23 protein-coding genes are annotated in these 19,493 nt (G+C 71.1%); 15 read left to right on the forward strand and 8 right to left on the reverse strand.

From position 1 onward, the window contains the following. Window positions 1-4 precede the first annotated feature (4 nt). From hisB to BMH31_RS10425, 4 genes are read left to right on the forward strand one after another with little or no spacing between them, the layout of a single operon-like run. Window positions 5-613 carry an imidazoleglycerol-phosphate dehydratase HisB gene (gene hisB, locus BMH31_RS10410; protein WP_046455872.1) on the forward strand — a complete coding sequence of 203 codons (609 nt, stop codon included), beginning with the start codon at window positions 5-7 and terminating at the stop codon, window positions 611-613. Continuing rightward, window positions 610-1,242, forward strand: coding sequence for an imidazole glycerol phosphate synthase subunit HisH (gene hisH, locus BMH31_RS10415; RefSeq protein ID WP_099725287.1), 633 nt, complete (start codon window positions 610-612; stop codon window positions 1,240-1,242). The genes hisB and hisH overlap by 4 nt, the downstream gene beginning before the upstream one ends. A 26-nt stretch (window positions 1,243-1,268) precedes the next feature. Then, complete coding sequence (gene priA, locus BMH31_RS10420; RefSeq protein ID WP_099725286.1) at window positions 1,269-2,021, forward strand: bifunctional 1-(5-phosphoribosyl)-5-((5-phosphoribosylamino)methylideneamino)imidazole-4-carboxamide isomerase/phosphoribosylanthranilate isomerase PriA; 753 nt, start codon at window positions 1,269-1,271, stop codon at window positions 2,019-2,021. A gap of 11 nt (window positions 2,022-2,032) precedes the next feature. After that, window positions 2,033-2,935 carry an SseB family protein gene (locus tag BMH31_RS10425; protein ID WP_099725285.1) on the forward strand — a complete coding sequence of 301 codons (903 nt, stop codon included), beginning with the start codon at window positions 2,033-2,035 and terminating at the stop codon, window positions 2,933-2,935. Window positions 2,936-2,965: 30 nt separating this feature from the next. Here the strand turns inward: BMH31_RS10425 and BMH31_RS10430 are convergent, their stop codons facing one another. Beyond that, window positions 2,966-3,820, reverse strand: coding sequence for an alpha/beta hydrolase (locus tag BMH31_RS10430; RefSeq protein ID WP_099725284.1), 855 nt, complete (start codon window positions 3,818-3,820; stop codon window positions 2,966-2,968). A gap of 132 nt (window positions 3,821-3,952) precedes the next feature. Between BMH31_RS10430 and BMH31_RS10435 the strand changes: the two genes are divergently transcribed. The 3 genes from BMH31_RS10435 to BMH31_RS10440 all read left to right on the forward strand — a co-directional run bounded on the left by BMH31_RS10435 (window position 3,953) and on the right by BMH31_RS10440 (window position 7,226). Next, window positions 3,953-5,584: a sodium-dependent transporter gene (locus tag BMH31_RS10435; RefSeq protein ID WP_099725283.1), complete on the forward strand. Its 1,632-nt coding sequence runs from the start codon at window positions 3,953-3,955 to the stop codon at window positions 5,582-5,584. Continuing rightward, a complete protein-coding gene (locus tag BMH31_RS15420; protein ID WP_143469849.1) occupies window positions 5,581-5,730 on the forward strand; it encodes a methionine/alanine import family NSS transporter small subunit in 150 nt (49 codons plus the stop codon). The genes BMH31_RS10435 and BMH31_RS15420 overlap by 4 nt, the downstream gene beginning before the upstream one ends. Before the next feature lie 155 nt (window positions 5,731-5,885). Beyond that, entirely contained in the window at window positions 5,886-7,226 is a 1,341-nt protein-coding gene (locus BMH31_RS10440) for an MFS transporter (RefSeq protein ID WP_099725282.1), read from the forward strand. A 10-nt stretch (window positions 7,227-7,236) separates the two neighbouring features. Here BMH31_RS10440 and BMH31_RS10445 read toward each other — a convergent pair whose 3' ends face one another. Next, window positions 7,237-8,259 carry an AsnC family protein gene (locus BMH31_RS10445; RefSeq protein ID WP_099747392.1) on the reverse strand — a complete coding sequence of 341 codons (1,023 nt, stop codon included), beginning with the start codon at window positions 8,257-8,259 and terminating at the stop codon, window positions 7,237-7,239. A gap of 87 nt (window positions 8,260-8,346) precedes the next feature. Between BMH31_RS10445 and BMH31_RS10450 the strand changes: the two genes are divergently transcribed. Next, window positions 8,347-9,810, forward strand: coding sequence for a M28 family peptidase (locus BMH31_RS10450; RefSeq protein WP_099725280.1), 1,464 nt, complete (start codon window positions 8,347-8,349; stop codon window positions 9,808-9,810). Further along, window positions 9,807-10,862: a lipase family protein gene (locus BMH31_RS10455; protein WP_143469851.1), complete on the forward strand. Its 1,056-nt coding sequence runs from the start codon at window positions 9,807-9,809 to the stop codon at window positions 10,860-10,862. Before BMH31_RS10450 ends, BMH31_RS10455 begins: the two co-directional genes overlap by 4 nt. Here BMH31_RS10455 and BMH31_RS10460 read toward each other — a convergent pair. Continuing rightward, window positions 10,859-11,188, reverse strand: coding sequence for an AzlD domain-containing protein (locus BMH31_RS10460; RefSeq protein ID WP_099725278.1), 330 nt, complete (start codon window positions 11,186-11,188; stop codon window positions 10,859-10,861). The two genes, BMH31_RS10455 and BMH31_RS10460, sit on opposite strands and share 4 nt — an antisense overlap. Continuing rightward, window positions 11,185-11,955 (reverse strand): AzlC family ABC transporter permease, encoded by a 771-nt coding sequence (locus BMH31_RS10465; protein WP_099725277.1) that lies wholly within the window; start codon window positions 11,953-11,955, stop codon window positions 11,185-11,187. The genes BMH31_RS10460 and BMH31_RS10465 overlap by 4 nt, the downstream gene beginning before the upstream one ends. Before the next feature lie 79 nt (window positions 11,956-12,034). Here BMH31_RS10465 and BMH31_RS10470 point away from each other — a divergent pair, with 79 nt between their 5' ends. Together BMH31_RS10470 and BMH31_RS10475 are read left to right on the forward strand one after the other, a co-directional pair. Next, complete coding sequence (locus BMH31_RS10470) at window positions 12,035-12,472, forward strand: Lrp/AsnC family transcriptional regulator (protein WP_099725276.1); 438 nt, start codon at window positions 12,035-12,037, stop codon at window positions 12,470-12,472. Window positions 12,473-12,498: 26 nt separating this feature from the next. Beyond that, a complete protein-coding gene (locus BMH31_RS10475; RefSeq protein ID WP_099725275.1) occupies window positions 12,499-13,566 on the forward strand; it encodes an aldo/keto reductase in 1,068 nt (355 codons plus the stop codon). A 79-nt stretch (window positions 13,567-13,645) separates the two neighbouring features. Here BMH31_RS10475 and BMH31_RS10480 read toward each other — a convergent pair whose 3' ends face one another. Then, on the reverse strand, window positions 13,646-14,041 hold the full coding sequence (locus BMH31_RS10480; protein ID WP_099725274.1) for a DUF1844 domain-containing protein: 396 nt from the start codon (window positions 14,039-14,041) through the stop codon (window positions 13,646-13,648). A gap of 259 nt (window positions 14,042-14,300) precedes the next feature. On the opposite strand from BMH31_RS10480, the gene infC reads away from it, so the two are divergent. The 4 genes from infC (at window position 14,301) to BMH31_RS10500 (ending at window position 16,732) form a co-directional block, all read left to right on the forward strand. Further along, window positions 14,301-14,906 carry a translation initiation factor IF-3 gene (gene infC, locus BMH31_RS10485; protein ID WP_084821131.1) on the forward strand — a complete coding sequence of 202 codons (606 nt, stop codon included), beginning with the start codon at window positions 14,301-14,303 and terminating at the stop codon, window positions 14,904-14,906. Window positions 14,907-14,996: 90 nt separating this feature from the next. Next, entirely contained in the window at window positions 14,997-15,191 is a 195-nt protein-coding gene (gene rpmI, locus BMH31_RS10490; RefSeq protein WP_024356294.1) for a 50S ribosomal protein L35, read from the forward strand. Window positions 15,192-15,233: 42 nt separating this feature from the next. Further along, complete coding sequence (rplT, locus tag BMH31_RS10495; RefSeq protein ID WP_046455885.1) at window positions 15,234-15,617, forward strand: 50S ribosomal protein L20; 384 nt, start codon at window positions 15,234-15,236, stop codon at window positions 15,615-15,617. Window positions 15,618-15,889: 272 nt separating this feature from the next. Beyond that, entirely contained in the window at window positions 15,890-16,732 is an 843-nt protein-coding gene (locus tag BMH31_RS10500; protein WP_099769565.1) for an RNA methyltransferase, read from the forward strand. Window positions 16,733-16,822: 90 nt separating this feature from the next. Here BMH31_RS10500 and BMH31_RS10505 read toward each other — a convergent pair whose 3' ends face one another. From BMH31_RS10505 to BMH31_RS10515, 3 genes are read right to left on the reverse strand one after another with little or no spacing between them, the layout of a single operon-like run. Beyond that, on the reverse strand, window positions 16,823-17,551 hold the full coding sequence (locus BMH31_RS10505; protein WP_099725359.1) for an ABC transporter ATP-binding protein: 729 nt from the start codon (window positions 17,549-17,551) through the stop codon (window positions 16,823-16,825). Then, window positions 17,548-18,444 carry an ABC transporter permease gene (locus BMH31_RS10510; protein WP_099725273.1) on the reverse strand — a complete coding sequence of 299 codons (897 nt, stop codon included), beginning with the start codon at window positions 18,442-18,444 and terminating at the stop codon, window positions 17,548-17,550. Before BMH31_RS10510 ends, BMH31_RS10505 begins: the two co-directional genes overlap by 4 nt. Further along, window positions 18,419-19,459 (reverse strand): NrtA/SsuA/CpmA family ABC transporter substrate-binding protein, encoded by a 1,041-nt coding sequence (locus BMH31_RS10515; protein WP_099725272.1) that lies wholly within the window; start codon window positions 19,457-19,459, stop codon window positions 18,419-18,421. Before BMH31_RS10515 ends, BMH31_RS10510 begins: the two co-directional genes overlap by 26 nt. Between the last annotated feature and the right edge of the window lie 34 nt (window positions 19,460-19,493).

Here is a 19,493-nt window from a genome sequence, read left to right on the forward strand (position 1 = left end):
GATCATGACCGCAGCCCCGCGTACCGCGCAGTTCGAGCGCGCCACGAGTGAGTCCCAGATCGCCCTGAACGTCAACCTCGACGGTTCCGGCGACGCCGACGTGTCGACCGGCGTGCCGTTCTTCGACCACATGCTGACCGCGTTCGCGCGCCACTCGCTCACCGACCTCACGGTGCGCGCCACGGGCGACACCCACATCGACGTGCACCACACCGTCGAGGACACGGGGATCCTGCTCGGACAGGCGATCCTCGAGGCGCTCGGCGACAAGCGCGGCATCTCGCGCTACGGCGACGCGCTCGTGCCGCTCGACGAGTCGCTCGCGCAGGCCGTCGTCGACATCTCGGGCCGCCCGTACCTCGTGCACTCCGGCGAGCCTGCCGGCTTCGAGTTCCACCTCATCGGCGGCCACTTCACCGGCAGCATGGTGCGCCACTTCTTCGAGGCGCTGACGCTGAACGCGCGCCTGACCGTGCACCTCAAGCTGATCGAGGGGCGCGACCCGCACCACATCGCCGAAGCCGAGTTCAAGGCCTTCGCGCGCGCCTTCCGTCAGGCCAAGACCATCGACCCGTTCGTGGCGGGCATCCCCTCGACCAAGGGGGCGCTGTGAGCCGTCCGACCGTGGCGGTGCTCGACTACGGCTCGGGCAACGTGCACTCGGCCGTCAAGGCCCTCGAGCACGCCGGGGCCGAGGTCGAGCTGACCCGCGACGCGGCGCGCGTCGCCGCGGCCGACGGGCTGCTCGTGCCCGGCGTCGGCGCGTTCGATGCCGTGATGCAGCAGCTCCGCGACGTCCGCGGCGACGAGCTCATCGACCGCCGTCTGGCGGGCGGGCGGCCGGTGCTCGGCATCTGCGTCGGACAGCAGATCATGTTCGATCGCGGCGTCGAGCGCGGCATCGAGACCGAGGGGCTCGGCCAGTGGCCGGGCACGGTGCGCGAACTCGACGCCCCGCGCCTGCCGCACATGGGCTGGAACACGGTCGAGGCGCCCGCGGACTCCGTGCTGTTCCGCGGCCTCGAAGGCGAGCGCTTCTACTTCGTGCACAGCTATGCGGCGACCGAGTGGACGCTCGAGGGCCGCGGTCCCGCGACCGCGCCGAAGGTGACCTGGGCCGAGCACGGTGAGCGCTTCGTCGCCGCCGTCGAGAACGGTCCGCTGAGCGCCACGCAGTTCCACCCCGAGAAGTCGGGCGAGGCCGGGATCCGGCTGCTGCGCAACTGGCTCGAAACGCTTTGACCACTCCCGAGAAGAGGAACCCCCACATGACGGAGCTCGCCGAGGGCCCCCAGCTGCAGCTGCTTCCCGCAATCGACATGGTCGACGGCAAGGCCGTGCGCCTCACCCAGGGCGAGGCCGGCACCGAGACCAACTACGGCAGCCCGGTCGACGCCGCGCTCGACTGGATCGAACAGGGCGCCGAGTGGATCCACCTGGTCGACCTCGACGCGGCCTTCGGGCGCGGCAGCAACGTCGCGGTCGCGCACAAGATCATGAAGCGCGCGGGGAAGGTCAACATCGAGTTCTCTGGCGGTATCCGCGACGATGCGAGCCTGGAGGCCGCGCTCGAGATGGGTGCGCGCCGGGTGAACCTCGGCACCGCGGCGCTCGAGAACCCCGAGTGGACGCGCAACGCGATCGCCCGGCACGGCGACCGCATCGCTGTCGGGCTCGACGTGCGCGGCGAGACCCTCGCCGCACGGGGCTGGACCGAGGAGGGCGGCAACCTCTGGGAGGTGCTCGAGCGCCTCGAGGACGCCGGCTGCCCGCGCTACGTCGTGACCGACGTGACCAAGGACGGCACCATGCGCGGCCCGAACGTGGACCTGCTGCGCCAGGTCTGCGAGCGGACCGACCGACCCGTCGTCGCCTCGGGCGGCATCTCGAACCTCGACGACCTCTCTGCGCTGCGCGAGCTGGTGCCGAGCGGCATCGAGGGCGCGATCATCGGCAAGGCGCTCTACGACGGAGCGTTCACGCTCGGCGCGGCGCTCGACGTGGCCGGCCGCTCGGCCTGAGCGTCGCGGGCATGGCGATCAAGAAGCTCCCCTCGACGGGCGACGCCCCGAGGTCCACCGGCGTCCCCGAGAGCCTGGTGCCCGGTGGCGCGGGCGACTCCGCGGGCTTCCCGTGGGCCGGGCGCACCTTCGACCACCACGAGACCGCGTTCGCGGACGACGACGGCATGACGCCCGCCGAGACCGCTGCGGCGATCGACGCGGTCCGCGCGGCCGCGCGCCGCACGCACGGCGTCGCGACCGCGGGGGACTACTGGGACGCGCTCGCCGTGCTGGCCGACGCCCACGCCGACGCGATCGCCGCCCTCGGCGGGCAGCGCTTCCTCGTGCCGATGCTGGCCGAGGCCGGTGACCTCGGCGTCACGCCCGAGGGGCGCACCGTCGAGAAGACTCAGGAGCTGTCGATCGTCACGGTCGCGGCGCCCGACGGGCGCTCGGTGCTGCCGATCTTCAGCTCCACCGAGACGCTCGCGGCCTGGAACCCGCAGGCCCGCCCGATCCCGGTCCCGGGAGTGCAGGCCGCGGTCGCGGCGGCTCAGGAGGGCACCGACCTGCTCATGATCGACCCGGGCACCCCCGAGCGCGAGTTCGGCGTGCGCCGCACGGCGCTCGAGGCGTTCGCGCTGCGCGAGCGCGTGCTGCCGGCCTGGGCCGACCCCGACGTCTCGCGGGCGTTCGCCGAGTCGGCCGCGGGCGAGCCGATGGTCGAGGCGATCTGGCTCGCGCCGGGCGACCTCGAGGGACGCCTGCTGGACGCCGAGGTCGATGTGCGGATCCGGCTCGCGCACGCCGGGAACGGCGTCGACCGCGCCGCCCTCGCCGAGCTGCTGCAGCGGATGCAGGAGCGCTGGACGGCGTCCGCCGTCATCGCCGATCGGGTCGACTCGCTGCGCGTGCGCCCGATCAGCGGCTGACCGCGGCCGCCGAGCGCCGAGGCCCGCAGCTCAACGGTCGAGCGCGGCTTCGAGCACCGCGCGCGCATGCGTCCACAGGAGCGCGCCGCCCGCGTCCTCGAAGACGGTGCGCGAGGCCCCGGAAATGCGCGACGCGAGCACCTCGCCGTGATCGGGCGAGTGGGTGAGGTCCTTCACACCGAACAGCACCGAGACGGGAACCCGGATTCGATCGAACGGCAGGTTCCAGGCGCGCATCGCGATGAGCGTGTCTCGGACGTAGCCCGCGCCGTCGTTCGCGAAGCCCTCGGCCAGCGCGGAGCGATAGCGCTCGAGGAACTCGGGTGCGGCGTAGAACGCGCGGTCCTCCGGGCCCGAGCCGCCCAGCACCATCTGCTCCATCGCCTCCGCATCGAACCCGGCGAGCACCTCGGCCGCCGCAGCCGGATCCTGCTGGGCGAGAACGGCGAGCCCGGTCGCCTCCGGAGGCAGCATCGCACGGATCGCGGGGTGCGCGAGCTCATCGGCGGGGGAGGCGAGCACGAGCCTCGAGGCCCAGCCGGCTACCGCCGCGCCCAGCCCGAACACTCCGCCCTGGGAATTCGCGACCACGGGCACGCGCGCTTCCGCGTCTCCGAGCGCCGCCGAGACGAGCTCCCGGTAATCGTCGACGGTCGAGGCGAGCGTGCGGCCGGGGTCCGCGTCCGAGGAACCCATGCCGGGACGGTCCATGGTGAGCAGCCGCACCCCGAGCGTGTCGAGCAGATCCTCGCCGAACGCCATGCTCCTGCCGGTCGCGGCGCCGGCGATGAAGAGGACGGACTCGCCGTCGGCGGGGCCGAAGCTCGCCCCGGCGAGCGTGCGGCCGTCGGGAGTGCGCACGGAGAAGTGAGTCGGAGCAGTCATCACACCAGCCTAGAGAACCGCGTCACCCGAGACCGAAACGGGCCCGCGGTCCTGCTACGCTCTCCGCATGCCCGGGAGCCCTCGGGCGAGAAACGGCCGTCCGAGGCCCGAACCGCGTAAGGATCCAGCGACGTGACCCAGACGACCACGAACCAGGCCGCTCCGGCCCGGGCCGAGTGGACGGGCCAGATCGGCTTCATCCTCTCCGCCATCGGCTCCGCCGTGGGCCTCGGCAACATCTGGCGGTTCCCCGGTGTCGCCTACGAGAACGGCGGGGGCGCGTTCCTCATCCCGTACCTCGTCGCGCTGCTGACCGCGGGCATCCCGATCCTGTTCCTCGACTACGCCATCGGGCATCGCTTCCGCGGCTCCGCGCCGCTCGCGCTGCGCCGCATCGCCGGCAAGTTCGGCGAGGGCATCGGCTGGTTCCAGGTGATGATCTGCGTGTTCATCGCGATCTACTACACGGCGGTGCTGGCCTGGGCCGGCAGCTACTTCGTGTTCTCGTTCGACCTCAAGTGGGGCAAGGACGCGGCCGGGTTCTTCACGGGCGACTACTTGCAGATGCCCGCCGACGGTTCGCTGTTCAGCCTCGCCTTCGTGCCTTCGGTGCTGATCCCGCTCGTGCTGATGTGGGTCGTCACGCTCGTCGTGCTGGGCGCGGGCGTGGTCAAGGGCGTGCAGCGCCTCAACATGATCGCGATCCCGCTGCTCGTCGTCGGCTTCCTGATCCTCGTGGTGCGTGCGCTGTTCCTGCCGGGAGCCGCCGAAGGCCTCAACGCGCTCTTCACGCCCGACTTCGCAGCGCTCGCGAACCCGAGCGTCTGGGTCGCGGCCTACAGCCAGATCTTCTTCTCGCTCTCGGTCGCCTTCGGCATCATGCTCACCTACTCGTCATACCGCAGACGCAAGTCGAACCTCACGACGCCCGGCCTCGTGGTCGCCTTCGGCAACTCCTCGTTCGAGATCCTCGCGGGCATCGGCGTGTTCGCCACCCTCGGGTTCTTCGCGCACCAGCAGGGCGTCGCCGTCGGCGACCTCGAGGGGCTCACGGGCGTCGGGCTCGCGTTCATGACCTTCCCTGCGATCGCGGCCGAGATGCCGGGCGGCCAGCTCTTCGGCGCCCTCTTCTTCGGTGCCCTGGTGCTCGCGGGCCTCACCTCGCTGATCTCGATCATGGAGGTGATCCTCGCGGGGATCATGGACAAGTTCGGCCTGAGCCGCAAGAAGGCGGTGTACGGCATCGGCGGCGTGCTCGCGGTCGTCTCCGTCGTGCTCTTCGGTACGAGCACGGGCCTCATCGCGCTCGACACCATCGACAACTTCGCCAACAACATCGGCATCGTCGGCTCCGCGGTCGCGATGACGATCACCGTGCTCTGGATCCGTCGTTCCGGACGCGAGCTCTCCGGGCACCTGAGCGCCCTCTCGACCTTCAGGGTCGGCCGCACCTGGCGATTCTTCGTCTCGCTCCTCGGACCCCTCGTGCTCGGCTACATGCTGCTCGTCACCGTGTTCGGGCCCGACGGCCTCATCGCCAAGCCCTACGGCGGCTACGCGCCGTCCTACGTCGCGATCTTCGGCTGGGGCGTCGTCGCGGCCATGATCCTGGGCTCGGTGCTGCTCACGTCGAGCAGGTGGCGTTACGACCCCGACCGCTTCACGCCGTGGCCCGAGGTGCCGGGGCAGCGGTCGACGCTTCGTCTGACCGGGGCCGATGCGGAGCTCGCGGGAGCCGCCACGAACGAGGGGGGTGCGCGATGACCCCCATCGCGATCGTGTTCCTGGTCCTCGCGACCGTGATCATCTGGGGCGGCCTCGTCGGCAGCACCATCGCGCTGTCGCGCAAGGGCGAGGTCGATGCGTACCCCGCCGGCGGCGAGGATCGGGCCGGCGAGCGCCTCGAGTAGGCGCCGATCCGGCAGGTCCGCTCGGGCGCGGGCGGGCGCACGCGCTTCGGCCCGTCGGAACGGGCGACCTGAAGGAATCCACGCATGAGGCCTGGCCGAATGCCTGATTCGCTGAGGCTTCGTCCGAGATCTGAGCGACCCCCTAGCATCGGGGCATGACACAGCTGTCTCCCCGCGTTCGCGTCGGCTATGCGCTCGGCGGGATCACCTCGGGCACCTACGGCACCGTGCCTGGACTGATCCTGATGCCGTTCCTCACCGACCACCTCGGCGTGGCGGCGTCGCTCGCCGGACTCATCGTGTTCGCACCGAAGGCCTGGGATTTCCTCCTGAACCCCATCGCTGGCCGGGTGAGCGACCGTTCGACGCATCCGACCGACCGTCGACGGCCGTTCGTGATCCGGGCCGGGGCGACGCTCGCCGTCGTGTTCGTCCTGATCTTCGTGGGACCGGTCGCGCCTCCGCTGCTGGCGGGCCTCTGGGTGCTGCTGATCTCGCTCGTCTGCGCGACCGTGTACGCCTTCTTCCAGGTGCCGTTCCTCTCGATGGCCGCCGAGATCACCGACGACTACGCCGAGCGGACCCGGCTGACGACCTGGCGGGTGGCGGTGTTCAGTCTCGCGATCCTCGTGTCGGGCGCGGTGGCGCCCATGCTGGTCGACATCGGTGAGGGCGTCACGGGATACCGGATCATGGCGGCCGTGATGGCGGTGCTGATCCTCTGCGGAGCGCTCGGCCTGTGGCTCGGCACGCGCGGCGTACGGCTCACCCGCGAGGAGCAGGCGGGCGGGCGCTTGGTCGAGCAGCTCGGCGTGGTGCTCCGCGACCGCGACACCCGACGGCTGGTGGCCGCGTTCGTGCTGCAGGCCGTCGCGATCGGCATGGTGCTCAGCGGGGTCGTCTACGTCGCGCGCCACGTGGTGCGCGACCCCGGCGCCGCGACCTTCGCGTTCGTCTGCTTCGTCGGACCCGCGGTGCTCTTCGCGCCGCTCTGGTCGAGGGTCGGCGTGCGGATCGGCAAGCAGCGCGGCTTCGCCGTCGCCACGGTGATCATGTCGATCGGCCTGCTGGGTCTCGTCGGGACGAGCGGGGGCTCGCTCGTCGCCCTCTACGCGGCGTCCGCGGTCGTGGGCGTCGGGTACGCGGGTGCGCAGATCTTCCCGTTGGCCATGCTGCCCGACGTGGCGGCCGAGGACGCGCGCCGCTCGGGTGTGAACCGGATCGGCATGATCTCCGGTCTGTGGTCCGGCTTCGAACTGCTGGGGCTCGCGCTGGGACCGGCGCTGCTCGGCCTGCTGCTCGGGATCGGCGGCTACGCGGAGGGCGTGGGGAGCGCCGTCGTGCAATCCGATTCGGCTCGCTGGGCCATCGTGATCGGGGTTTCCGCGGTTCCCGCGGTGCTGTGCGCGCTGAGCCTGGTGCCGCTGTCGCGGTACCGGCTCGACGCGGAGCTCCGGGAGCGCGCGGCTCGGAGCGCAGCCGAGCACGCGGGCTGAGCGCCCGCGGTCACCAGCGCACGTCGACGCGGCCGAGCGCGCGGCCCCAGTCGTCGAGCAGACGTCCGTTGCGTTTGCGCGCGCCCAGCACGGTCCAACGGTCGACGATCTCGATCCCGTCCCCGAGCGCGTGCTCGAGCTCGGGCAAGGCCGTCAGCGTCGTCGCCCGCACGCTGATGCAGAGCGGCGCGGGGCCGACGACCTGCAGGGCCCGGTACGACTGGGGGAGCCAGCGCGCCTGCGCGCCCGCGGTGTGCAACTGCGGGGAACGGGCCCAGAGCATCGCGCCGCGCCGCAGTCCGGCCGCCCACGAGGAGAGGTCGCAGCCGAGTCCGAGGCGTCCTGCGGAGCGCTCCACCGTGCGCCGCGCCGTCGCCTCCGAGACGCCGAGGTGCCCGGCGAGCTTCGCCGCGCTCATGCGCGGATCCTCGCCCAGCGCCTCCAGCAGCTCGGCGACGACCTCCGGCTTCGGCGGGCGCGCGGAGGATCCTCCTGCGCCGCCCGGTTCACCCGCCATGATCCGCTGCCCGCGTGCGTCGAGCGCTCGCGTGCGCCAGGAGGAATCCTCGGCGAGCACCGCGGAAACGACGTGCATGCGCGGGGTCCTCCCGTCGTGGGCACCGCCCGGCCCGGCCGCGAGCTCGGCGAGCTCCTGCACCCGGCTGCCGAGTCCGCGGAGACCGGACTGGGCAGCCACGAGCGCGACGACGCCCGCGGAGGTCTCATCGACCGAGAAGGCCCAGGGTTGCGCGCAGATCGCATCGAGGTCGGAGTCGGCGCCGAGCAGCACCATCGCCAGGTCGGTGCTCGATTCCCACTGCGCCGATTGCGGCCAGCAGGTCAGCCAGGCGAGCGACTCCTCCTGCATCTGCTCCCACCGGCGCGAGACCGTCGCGCTGTCCGCGCCGACGGCGGCGGCGACCCGGGTCCACGGGGCGCGCGCATCGATCTGCAGCGCGTGCACGATCGAGAGATCGAGCTCGTCGAGCAGGCGCGGCGGTGCCGTGGCAGGGCAGGGAATAGTCGCGTTCATCTGCAGGAATCAACCTGTCTCTCGGTGACCAGTGACGGATCACGCGTGCTTCTGATTCAGAACTGCCCATAGTCTTACGCTCTGCGTATGAATCTGCAAACACCCGAGATCTTCCGTACGATCGAGGACCTCGTGTCGATGGCGCCGCGGGCGACGGGAACCCCGGGAGGCGCCCGCGCCGCCGAATACGTCGCCGAGCGCTTCGCCGCGGCCGGCCTCGACACCGAGACCCTCGAGGTCGACTCCTATGCGTGGCGGAGCACGGCGCACGAACTGGAGGTCGGCGGGCATCGTTTCGAATGCTCGCCGATCCTGCACTCGGGACTGGCGAGCCACGACTGGACCGGCGCCGCGGAGCACCGGCTCGACGCCCCGATCGTCGACATCGGCGCGGATCCCGTCCGCAAGCACGACGTCCGCGGCAGAATCGTGCTCTTCGACCTCGCCTTCACCATGACCACCGCGCACACCCTCCCGCTCACGCGGTACCTCTACGATCCGGACCGCCTGGTGCGTCGACGCGAGGTGCTCGGCAGCAGGAACCCCTACGTGACCACGCTCGCGCGCGTCATGCGGGAGGCGATGCGGGCGGGAGCCGTCGGGCTCATCGGCGTGCTCCGCGACTACCCCGAGTCCCACCGGTACCACAACGAGTACTACCGGCGAACGCTGTTCGCGCTGCCCGGCGTGTGGATCACGCGATCTGCGGGCGAAGACCTGCGCCGCCGCCTCGCCGGAGCGCGAACCGCTCGTGCCGCCGGACCCGCGGACGCCGCCGGACTCGCGACGGGCCGGCTCGTGCTTGACGTCCGGCGCGAACGGGTCGTCTCCCGCACCGTGCTCGGCGTTCTGCCCGGCCGCACCCGCGACGCCATCATGGTGCAGTCCCACCACGACTCGGTCAGCCCCGGGGCGGTCGAGGACGCGTCGGGCACGGCGGAGGTCATCGCCCTCGCCGAACACTTCGGAGCGCGTGCCCGAGCGGGTGAGCAGCGCGACAAGACGCTGCTCTTCATCACCTTCGACACCCATTTCACCGGCTACCACGCCCACATGGACTTCGCGCGGCGCAACGTGCTCGCCCCCGACGCGCCCTGGAACATCGTGCTCAACACCACCATCGAGCACGTCGGGCTCCGCGCCGTGCGAGGAGCCGACGGCGGCTTCGAATCAGTGTCCGAGACCGAGCCCCGCGGCATCTTCCTCAACGTCAATCCCGCATTCACCCGCCGCATCGCGCAGCTCGTGCGCCGGCACCGGCTCGTCTCCACGAGCCTGCTCGGCGCCGCCGCGCTCGAGGCGTCCGCGAACGGGATCCCCACCGACGCCTCCTTCACCTTCGTCGCGGGCGTGCCGACGGTGAGCCTCGTCTCGGGCCCGCTGTACCTCTACGACGACGCCGATACGATCGATCGCATCGATACCGAGCAGCTCGTCCCCGTCGCCCGATTCTTCGCCGACGTGATCGACGACGCCGAGGCCCGCCGAGGATCCACCCTGGGGCTGGTGCCGACGCCGATCCGGCGACGCCTGCCGAGGGGGCGGTGGTGACCCCCGATCCCACGCAGCAGGAGCTGCCCGGCCGCGCGATCGCCTTCCCCGCCCGGACCCTGCACGGCGGAACCCACGAGCAGACCGGTCTGCTGCACCTGCCCGACACCGCACCGCCCGATGACGGATACCCCGTCGTCGTCTTCGGTCACATGACTACCGGAGGCTCCGACGCGGCCGCGCCCAGCCGCGCGCACCCCGCCCACGTCGAATGGCGGCGCATCTCGCAGGGCGACGCCCTCTGCGCCCGCCTGCTGCGCCGGGGGATCGCGGTGCTGCGCCCCGACTACGAGGGGATCGGGTCGAGCGGCACGCACCCCTACCTGATCGGCGCCTCCCTCGGAGAATCGATGCTCGCCGCGATGCGCGCTCGCCGCAGCGTCGACGAGCGCCTCGGTGACCGGTGGGTGCTGGCCGGCCATTCGGAGGGAGCCGTTGCGGCGCTGTTCGCCTCCGTCGCGCCGGCACCGGATCCCGACGCCCGGCTGCTCGGCACCGCGGTGTTCGCTCCGGTCACGCGCATGGATCGCAGCATCGCCCTCGCGCGTCGCTTCGGCGTGGCCATGCCGGGAAAGGGGACGGTCTCGGCGCTCATCGGGCTCATGCTGAGCGGAGCCGCCGAGGAGGACCCGGGGCTGAAACAATTGATCGAGCAGGACGGGCTGAGCGACCGGGCTCGCGAGGCATGGGGCGATCTCGGCGAGAGGACGCTCGTCGAGCTCATCGCGCCGGATTCCTGGGGCGGGATCGCGCCCTCGGGGATCGGCGGCCCGAGGCAGGCGGAACTGTGGGAGCGGCTCTTCGCGTCGTTCGCCCGCAACGAGGTCGGCCTGCTGCATCCCGTGGAGCATCAGCCGCCGCTGCGCATCGATGCCGCACTGCTCGACGAGGTCGCGCCTGCTCCGCTGACCGCGGCCCTGCTGCGCGGGTACCGCCGTGCCGGGTTCGAACTGACGAGCCGCTGGTGGCCGACGCACCACTCGGGCGTGATGCGCGCGGACAACGCGCCCTCCGAGGCCGCCGGGTGGATCGCCGATCGCTTCGCCGTCTAGAGCAGGTTGACCAGCGCGACGTAGCACGCGGTTCCCGCCGCGATGCTCAGGAGCGCTCGGCGGCGGAACAGCAGGTGCACGCCGACGGTCACCGAGGAGGCGATGCCGAGCGCGATGATGCGGCCCGGGTGCGCGGTGCCCTGCTCGTGCAGCACTACGACGGCGAGGATCAGGAGGATCCCCGCGGGCATCCAGCGGCCGAGCGCCTGCACGAAGCGGGACTTGCGCAGGGGCTTCAGGATCGCGAAGGGGAGCGCGCGCAGCGCGAGGGTGATAGCCCCCGAGATCGCGACCGCCGCGATGAGGTACCCGGTGCTCGGGGTCATGCTGCGTCCTCCGGCCCGGTATCGGCGCCGGTTCCGGACGCGCTACCGGCCGCGCGGCGTCGGTTCCAGAAGAATCGCAGCGTGAGCAGCGCGGCGTAGAGCACGAGCGCCGGGAGCAGGGGTTGCGCCGGGAATGCGATCAGCGCCGCGGCGACGGCGACACCGGCGAGCAGGATCGAGGGGAGTTCGCGCTTCGATCGGGCGGCGTCGAGCGACATGACGATGAAGAGTGCGCAGAGGGCGAATTCGAAGCCCTCGATCGGATGCGGCAGCAGCTGCGCGAAGACGACGCCGACGAGGCCCCCGCCGACCCAGTAGGCCTGCGAGGCGAGCTGCATCGTGACGATGCGCGCGGAGGAGAGCCGCTCGGGCTGCATGAGCACGTACGTCGCGTACGCCTCGTCGATCATCGCGTAGACGGAGTATGCGCGGGGGAGGCCGGGCGAAACCCGGCCCAGCGGGAACGAGAGCGGGTAGAACACGTGGCGGAAGTTGACCGCGAGCACCGTGACCGCGATCGTGACCAGCGGCATCGCGGCGGCGAGCATGGTCACCAGCAGCAGTTCGACGGATCCCGCGAAGATGCCGATCGAGAGCGCGGGCGCCAGCCACCAGGGGAGCCCCGCCTGGATCACGAGCACGCCGAGGGCGATGCCGAGCGGGAAGATACCGAGGCCGACGCCGAACGAATCGGAGAGACCCGCGCGGATCTGCGCGGCGCGGCCGCTCGGCGCGGCGGAGGTCTGAGGAGTCGTCGCGCCGGGCATGCGACCATCCTGTCGCATTCGCCGCGCAATGTGCGTGCCGATGCGGGCGCATCCGCGCCCGATCGTGCAAGATGGTTGCGTGGACGCTCTGGATCGTGCAATCATCGCCGAACTCGAACGGGACGGCAGGGTGAGCAACGTCGAGCTCGCCGCCCGGATCGGGCTCACACCCGGCCCCTGTCTGCGCCGGGTGCAGCGCCTCGAGCAGAGCGGCGTGATCCGGGGATACCGCGCGGTGGTGGCGCCGGAAGCCATCGGGCGGGCGTTCGAGGTGATCCTGCACGTCGACCTCGCCACGCAGGAAGCCGGAATCGTCAGCGGATTCGAACGCGAGGTCGCCGCGCACCCCGAGGTCGCCGAGTTCAAACGGCTCTTCGGCACCCCCGACTACTTCCTGCGGGTGCAGGCCGCTGATCTCGTCGCGTACGAGGCGTTCCTCACGCAGCGGATCATGTCGGTGCCCGGCGTCGGCAAGGTCAGCTCGCACTTCGCCATGAAGAACATCAAGGGGGAGTGACCGGGCTGGGGAGCTAGCATCGGGGCATGAGCCTTCCGGAAGCGACCTCCCGTTACGACCGAACCCCCGTGCGCCGTGTCGGCCGCAGCGGCCTGCACCTGCCGCTGCTGTCGCTCGGCCTCTGGCAGAACTTCGGCGACGACCGGCCCCACGAGGTGCAGCGCGAGCTGGTGCTCGGCGCATTCGATCGGGGCATCTTCCACTTCGATCTCGCCAACAACTACGGACCGCCCTACGGCTCGGCCGAGCAGAACTTCGGGCGGATCCTCGGGCGGGATCTCGCTGCGCACCGCGACGAGGTGGTCATCTCGACCAAGGCCGGGTGGGACATGTGGCCCGGGCATCACGGTGCGGGTGCCAGCCGCAAGCACCTCGTCACCAGCCTCGACCGCTCGCTCGAACGCCTCGGCACCGACCGGGTGGACCTGTTCTACACGCATCGGCCCGACCCGCGCACCCCATTGGAGGAGACCGCCGCGGCGCTCGACCACATCGTGCGTTCGGGACGCGCGCACTACGTCGGCATGTCGTCGTACTCGGCGGAGGCCGCGCGCGAGCTCGCCGGATTCATGCGCGAGCTCGGGACGCCGATCATCATCCACCAGCCGTCGTACAGCATGCTGAATCGCTGGATCGAGACCGAGGGGCTGCTCGACGTCGCCGAGGAGGCCGGCTTCGGCGTGATCGGGTTCACCGCGCTCGCGCAGGGGCTGCTCACGGGCAAGTACCTCGGCGAGATCCCCGCGGGATCGCGGGGAGACGGGGCCGGATCGCTGAACACCGAGCTGCTGACCGACCGATTGCGCGAGCGCCTGCGCGGCCTCGCTGCCGTCGCCGAACGCCGCGGGCAGTCGCTCGCCCAGCTCGCGCTGGCTTGGGCGCTGCGGGATCCGCGCGTCACGAGCCTCGTCGTCGGTGCGAGCCGACTGGAGCAGCTCGACGAGAACTGGCGCGCGCTCGAGAACCTGGACTTCGACGCCGCCGAGCTCGCCGAGATCGACGAGCTGCTCGATGGGGCGACCCCCGAGGGGGCCGTCGACCTCTGGCGAGACGCGCGTCAGGGCGGAGAGGTGCCGCTGTTCGGCTCCTGGTAAGCGCACTGAAGCGTGAGACACGCGAGCGGGCCCGGGATCGATCTCCGATCCCGGGCCCGCTCGGTGCGTCGACTGCGCGTCAGATGACGGGGCCGGTGTACTTCTCCCCGGGGCCGGCGCCGGGGGCGTCAGGAATCGGGGAAGCCTCGCGGAACGCCAGCTGGACCGAGCGCAGTCCGTCGCGCAGGCTGCGCGCGTGCATGTCGCTGACCTCGGGAGCGGCGGCCGTGATGAGGCCGGCGAGCGCATTGATGAGCTTGCGCGCCTCGTCGAGGTCGACCATCTCGTCCGCGTTCGGTTCGTCGGCGAGGCCGACCTTGACCGCGGCGGCGCTCAGCAGGTGCACGGCGGCGGTGGTGATCACCTCGACCGCGGCGACGTCGGCGATGTCGCGAACCGCCTGATCGGCGAAATCGGCCTCTGCGCTCGATGCGTCTGCGTGGGTGTGATCGGGGGTGGCCTGCGTGTCGCTCATGCTGTCCTGTCTCTGTGCTGCGTTCGTGTGCTAGGCTATTGAAGGTTCTCGGCACTCCGCCGAGGCTTCGGAAGTGGATATCCTCCCACCCGGCACCGCTCAACAAGGTTACCGGGTAGTTGACACCCCGCCGCGACAGCAGTCGCAGCAGCTGAAAAGGGTGTGGGAACGCGCATGCGTCCCCGATCCTCTGCCTCCGATTTGCTCCACCGGAAGCCTCCGGCGAAGCGAACGAATTCCCTGAACAGAGGAGCCGGCGATCAGCGATCCCCGTACGAATGAGCGAATCCGCGTCCCCGAGGTGCGACTGGTTGGTCCCAGTGGCGAACAGGTCGGCGTGGTGCCGATTGAAACCGCGCTGCGTCTCGCAGCTGACGCCGATCTCGATCTCGTCGAGGTGGCCCCGAACTCGAAGCCGCCCGTGGCCAAGATCATGGACTACGGCAAGTTCAAGTACGAGGCCGCGCAGAAGGCCAAGGAAGCGCGACGCAATCAGGCCAACACGGTCCTCAAGGAGGTCCGTTTCCGCCTGAAGATCGACAAGCACGACTACGAGACCAAGACGAAGCGTGCCATCGGCTTCCTGTCGCAGGGCGACAAGGTGAAGGCCATGATCCTGTTCCGCGGCCGCGAGCAGTCCCGCCCTGAGATGGGCGTCCGTCTGCTGCAGCGCTTCGCCGAGGAGATCGCCGAGTTCGGCACCGTCGAGAGCACCCCGCGCATCGATGGCCGCAACATGGTGATGGTCATCGCCCCGCTGAAGAACAAGTCCGAGGCGAAGGCCGAGCAGAACGCCCGCCGTGCCGAAGAGAAGGCCACCCGTCGTGCCGAGAAGGTCGACGGTTCGGATTCCGCGGACGCGTAATCACAGATCTGCGGCCGCCCGCTGAACGGGCCGCGCCGCTCACGACGCAGCCGCCCTCGGGCGGCGCGCACACAACAAGGAGAAATCGAGATGCCCAAGCAGAAGACCCACTCGGGGGCCAAGAAGCGCTTCAAGCTCACCGGTTCCGGCAAGCTGATGAAGCAGCAGGCCGGCATGCGCCACAACCTCGAGGTCAAGTCCTCGAAGCGCAAGCGCCGTCTGAACGCCGAGCAGGTGCTCGCCAAGGGCGATGCCAAGCAGGCGATGAAGCTCCTCGGCCACTAATCGGCCGCCTCCACCCGAGACTTTTCGTAAGGAAGAACTGAAATGGCTAGAGTCAAGCGGGCCGTCAACGCCCACAAGAAGCGTCGCGTCATCCTCGAGCGTGCCGAGGGCTACCGCGGACAGCGTTCGCGCCTGTACCGCAAGGCCAAGGAGCAGGTCACCCACTCGCTCGTCTACTCGTACAACGACCGTCGCAAGAAGAAGGGCGACTTCCGTCGCCTGTGGATCCAGCGCATCAACGCTGGCGCCCGTGCCAACGGCCTGACCTACAACCGCTTCATCCAGGGCCTCGCCCTGGCCGGCGTCGAGGTCGACCGTCGCATGCTCTCCGAGCTGGCCACCAACGAGCCCGCTGCCTTCGCCGCGCTCGTCGAGGTCGCGAAGAACGCCCTCCCCGAGGACGTCAACGCGCCCAAGGCCGCCTAAGCATCTCGCTTCCCGAGAACCCCGTCGCATTCGCGACGGGGTTCTCGCGTTTTCGGGCGCGGAAGCCGGGTCCCGGGCGGCGCAGCCGGGTGTCGAGCGGCGCAGCCAAGTTTCGGGTGCGGGAAATGGTGGGTCGCGCAGCCAGCGACTCGCATTCGCAGCCCCCGAGGTTCGGGGCGGTTCGGGGCGGTTCAGTTCGGTCCGTCTCGCCTGCCCCGTCCGCCGTCCCGCCCGCCCGGCCCCGTGGGGACTACCCTGGACTGGTGAACGAGATCCTCGACAATCCGAAGGCCGGACGCGTGCGGGCGCCCGCAGCACTCTCCCGCAAGAAAATCCGGCAGGAGCAGGGCCGGTTCCTGGTCGAGGGCCTGCAGGCCGTGCGCGAGCTGCTCGTGCACCGTCCGGAGCTCGCCGAGACGGTGTACGTCTCGCTCGACGGGGACCAGCGCCTCATCGAGGTGGACCGCCTGGTCGACGAGGCCGAGGCGAGCACACGGCGCGACGGCCGCGAGCTCCCGCTCGTGCGCGTGACCGCGCCCGTGCTCGCGGCGATGGCCGAGACCGTCACACCGCAGGGCGTGATCGCGGTCGCCCGCAGCTGGGAGGTCGCCGATGCCGCGCAGCAGGCGAATGCGCTCGCGAAGGCGCTGAACGGCGCGAAGCTCGTCGCGATCATGCACGAGGTGCGGGATCCCGGCAACGCGGGCACGGTGCTGCGCGCGGCCGACGCCGCGGGCGCCGACGCCGTGGTGTTCGCCGGCGCGAGCATCGACCCGTTCCACCCGAAGGTCGTGCGCTCCACGACGGGTTCGCTGTTCCACCTGCCTGTGGTGACCGCCCCCGATCTCGCTGCGGCGATCGACGCCGCCCGAGCCGCGGGCCTGGCCGTGCTCGCCGCCGACGTGAACGGCGCCGAGCTCGCCCCCGGAGATCCGGCCCTGGCCGGATCCGTCGCCTGGGTGTTCGGCAACGAGGCCCACGGGCTCACGGACGAGGAGCGCGGGCTCGCGGATGCGGCCCGCAGACTGCCGATCTACGGCGCGGCCGAATCGCTGAACCTCGCGACCGCCGCGTCGGTCTGCCTGTACACGACGGCGTTCGCGCAGCGCGTCTGAGCGGGCGACGACGACGGCCGATACGGCCGAGACGACGACGTCCGCGAGCCGGGCAAACCCGGCCCGCGGCCGTGGCCGCTGCGCCGAGCGCTACCGGATGTGCAGCTCCTCGAGCAGCCGCTGCCGGAGCGGCACCAGCGAGGCGTCGGCGGGGTCCCGCGGACGCGCGCTGTCGGGCACATGCTGATAGGCGATCCCGCCCGCGTTGAGGACGAGGATCCGGTCGGCGAGGCGGATCGCCTCGTCGATGTCGTGGGTGACGAGCACGACGGCCGGGCCGTGCCGATCCACGAGTTCCGCCACGAGCGTCTGCATCTCGATCCGCTTGATCGCGTCGAGCGCCGCGAAGGGCTCGTCGAGCAGGAGGAGCTGCGGTTCCCGCACGAGGGCCCGGGCGAGCGCGACGCGCTGCGCCTCGCCGCCCGAGAGCGTCGCGGGCCAGTTGCGCTCCCGTCCCGCGAGACCGACCTCCTCCAGCGCGTGCGCGGCCGCGGCGCGTGTCGCTTCCGTCCGGGGCAGTCCGATCGCGACGTTCGCGAGGACCCGCTTCGACGGGATCAGCCGCGGCTCCTGGTAGACGAACGTGCTCCGCTCGGGGACCAGGACGTCACCGGCATCGGGCCGCTGCAGGCCGGCCAGCACGCGCAGCAGCGAGGTCTTGCCGGTGCCGCTCGGCCCGAGGAGCACGACGAACTCGCCGCTGCGCACGTCGAGGTCGATGCGATCGAGCACCGGGTGCTCGCCGAAGGAGAGGGAGGCGCCGCGGACGCGGACACGGAGATCCTCCTCGATTCCGATGGATGCGGTTTCGATGCTCATCGCAGTGCCACCCCCGCTCGCCACGGCAGCAGGATCCGCTCGAGCAGGCGCACGACCGCGTCGAACAGCAGCCCGAGCAGTGCGTAGACCACGACGCAGAGGAAGAGGTAGTCGACCCGGTTGACCTGCTGCGCGAGCGAGACGAGATACCCGAGCCCGACCCGGGTGCCAACGTTCTCGGCGGCGATGAGGGCGCCGATGCTGATGCTCAGGCTGATGCGCAGCGCCATCAGGATCCCCGGCAGCGCGAGCGGCAGCACGACCTCCCGGATGAGTCCGGCCCCGCCGAGGCCGTAGCCGCGGGCCGCCTCGACGAGCCGCCGGTCGATGCCGCGGACGGCCAGGTAGACGTACGCGTACATGGGCGCGATCGTCGCGAAGGCGATCACGAGCACCTTGAACTGCTCGTCGATGCCGAACCAGGCGATGAACAGCGGGATCACCGCGAGGAAGGGGATCGCCCGCACCACCTGCAGGGATCCGTCGACGAGGTCCTCGCCCGCCTTCGAGAGCCCGGCGACGAGCCCGAGGGCGAGCCCGAGGCCGGCGCCGAGCACGACGCCGATCAGCACGCGGGTCAGCGAGGCCCCGAGCGAGACCGCGAGCTGCCCGCTGGCGAGCAGATCCCAGCCGGCGGCCAGCACGTCGGGGATCTTCGGCAGCACCGCCGCGGGGACGAGCTCGAGGGCCGAGACGATCCACCAAGCGAGGAGCACCGATCCGGGCAGCGCGATGCGGCGCAGCAGGACGGCGCCGCGGTGGGCGACCCGCTCGCGCGGGTAGTCGGGGGATCGGAGCGCGATCGGCGCTTCGACCGGGCGGGCCGGTGTCGGGGCCGATCCATGGATCGCCCCCGACACCGGTGCCTCAGCCCAGGTCTGCGATGAGGCCATTCGCCTGCACGCCCTTCGGGGTCACGCCGTTCTTCGCGAAGAGGTCGGCGATGGATTGCACACGGGTGCGATCCTGAGCGTTCGGCAGGCGCAGGGTCGCCGGACGCGAGCGGTTGACCTCGAGCTGCCAGGCGAGCGCGTCGCCGGTCAGCGCCCGCGGGCCGGTCGTTTCGAAGACGTTGACGAAGCGCTCGGGGTGCTTCGCGCGATCGGCGACGAGGGGCGTCGCGGCCTGCACGACGGCCTTCGCGATGTCGGGCCGCTCCTGCAGCAGGTCGGTGGTGAACAGGATGATCTCGCGATCCTGCGAGTCGATGTCGTGCTCGGTCGCGACGATGATGCCGGTCGCCTTCGCCTGCCGGAAGAAGTCGCCGAACGTCGAGATCGCGTCGACCTTGCCCGAGGCGAACGCGGCGAGGGCGTCCGCGGGCTGCAGGTACTTGAGCGTCACCTCGGACGGCGCGATCCCGGCCTGGGCGAGCGCCTGGAGCACGATGTACTCGCCCTTGCCCGCCGGGTTCACGGCGACGGTCTTACCCCGGAGGTCGGCGACCGCCCGCGCACCGCTCGCCTTCGTCGCGATGATCCCGGAGTCGTCGCCCGCGGTCTCGGTGTCGAGCACGGCGCCGATGCGGATGGGCGCTTCCTTGGCCGCCGCGCCGACGACGGGTGTGAACGCGCCCTCGCTGACCTGCAGTTCTCCGGTGCTGAACAGGGGGAGGTTCGCCGAGACCGCGCCCTTCGCAGGGACCCAGTCGACGGTCGCGCCGAGCGGCTCGAGAGCCTGCTCCAGGGTGCCGTCGTGCTTCGCGACGGCGAGCCAGCCGATGTTGCCCGGGTCGGTGACCCGCAGGGTGTAGCTCTCGCCCGAACCCTTCGACGTCGATCCGCCGTCGGACTTCGCGCCGCTCTCGAGCGCCGACGCCGAGGAGGAGCATGCCGCGAGCATCGCGGTCGTCGCGATGATCAGTGCGGCGGCTCCGGCGCGGAGCAGGGTTCGTGATGTGGTCTTCATGTGCAGCGGGGTCCTTTCGAGCGTGCCGCGTGCG

The organism is Leucobacter sp. OLIS6, from assembly GCF_002752355.1.
In the GTDB taxonomy this organism is placed as follows: domain Bacteria; phylum Actinomycetota; class Actinomycetes; order Actinomycetales; family Microbacteriaceae; genus Leucobacter.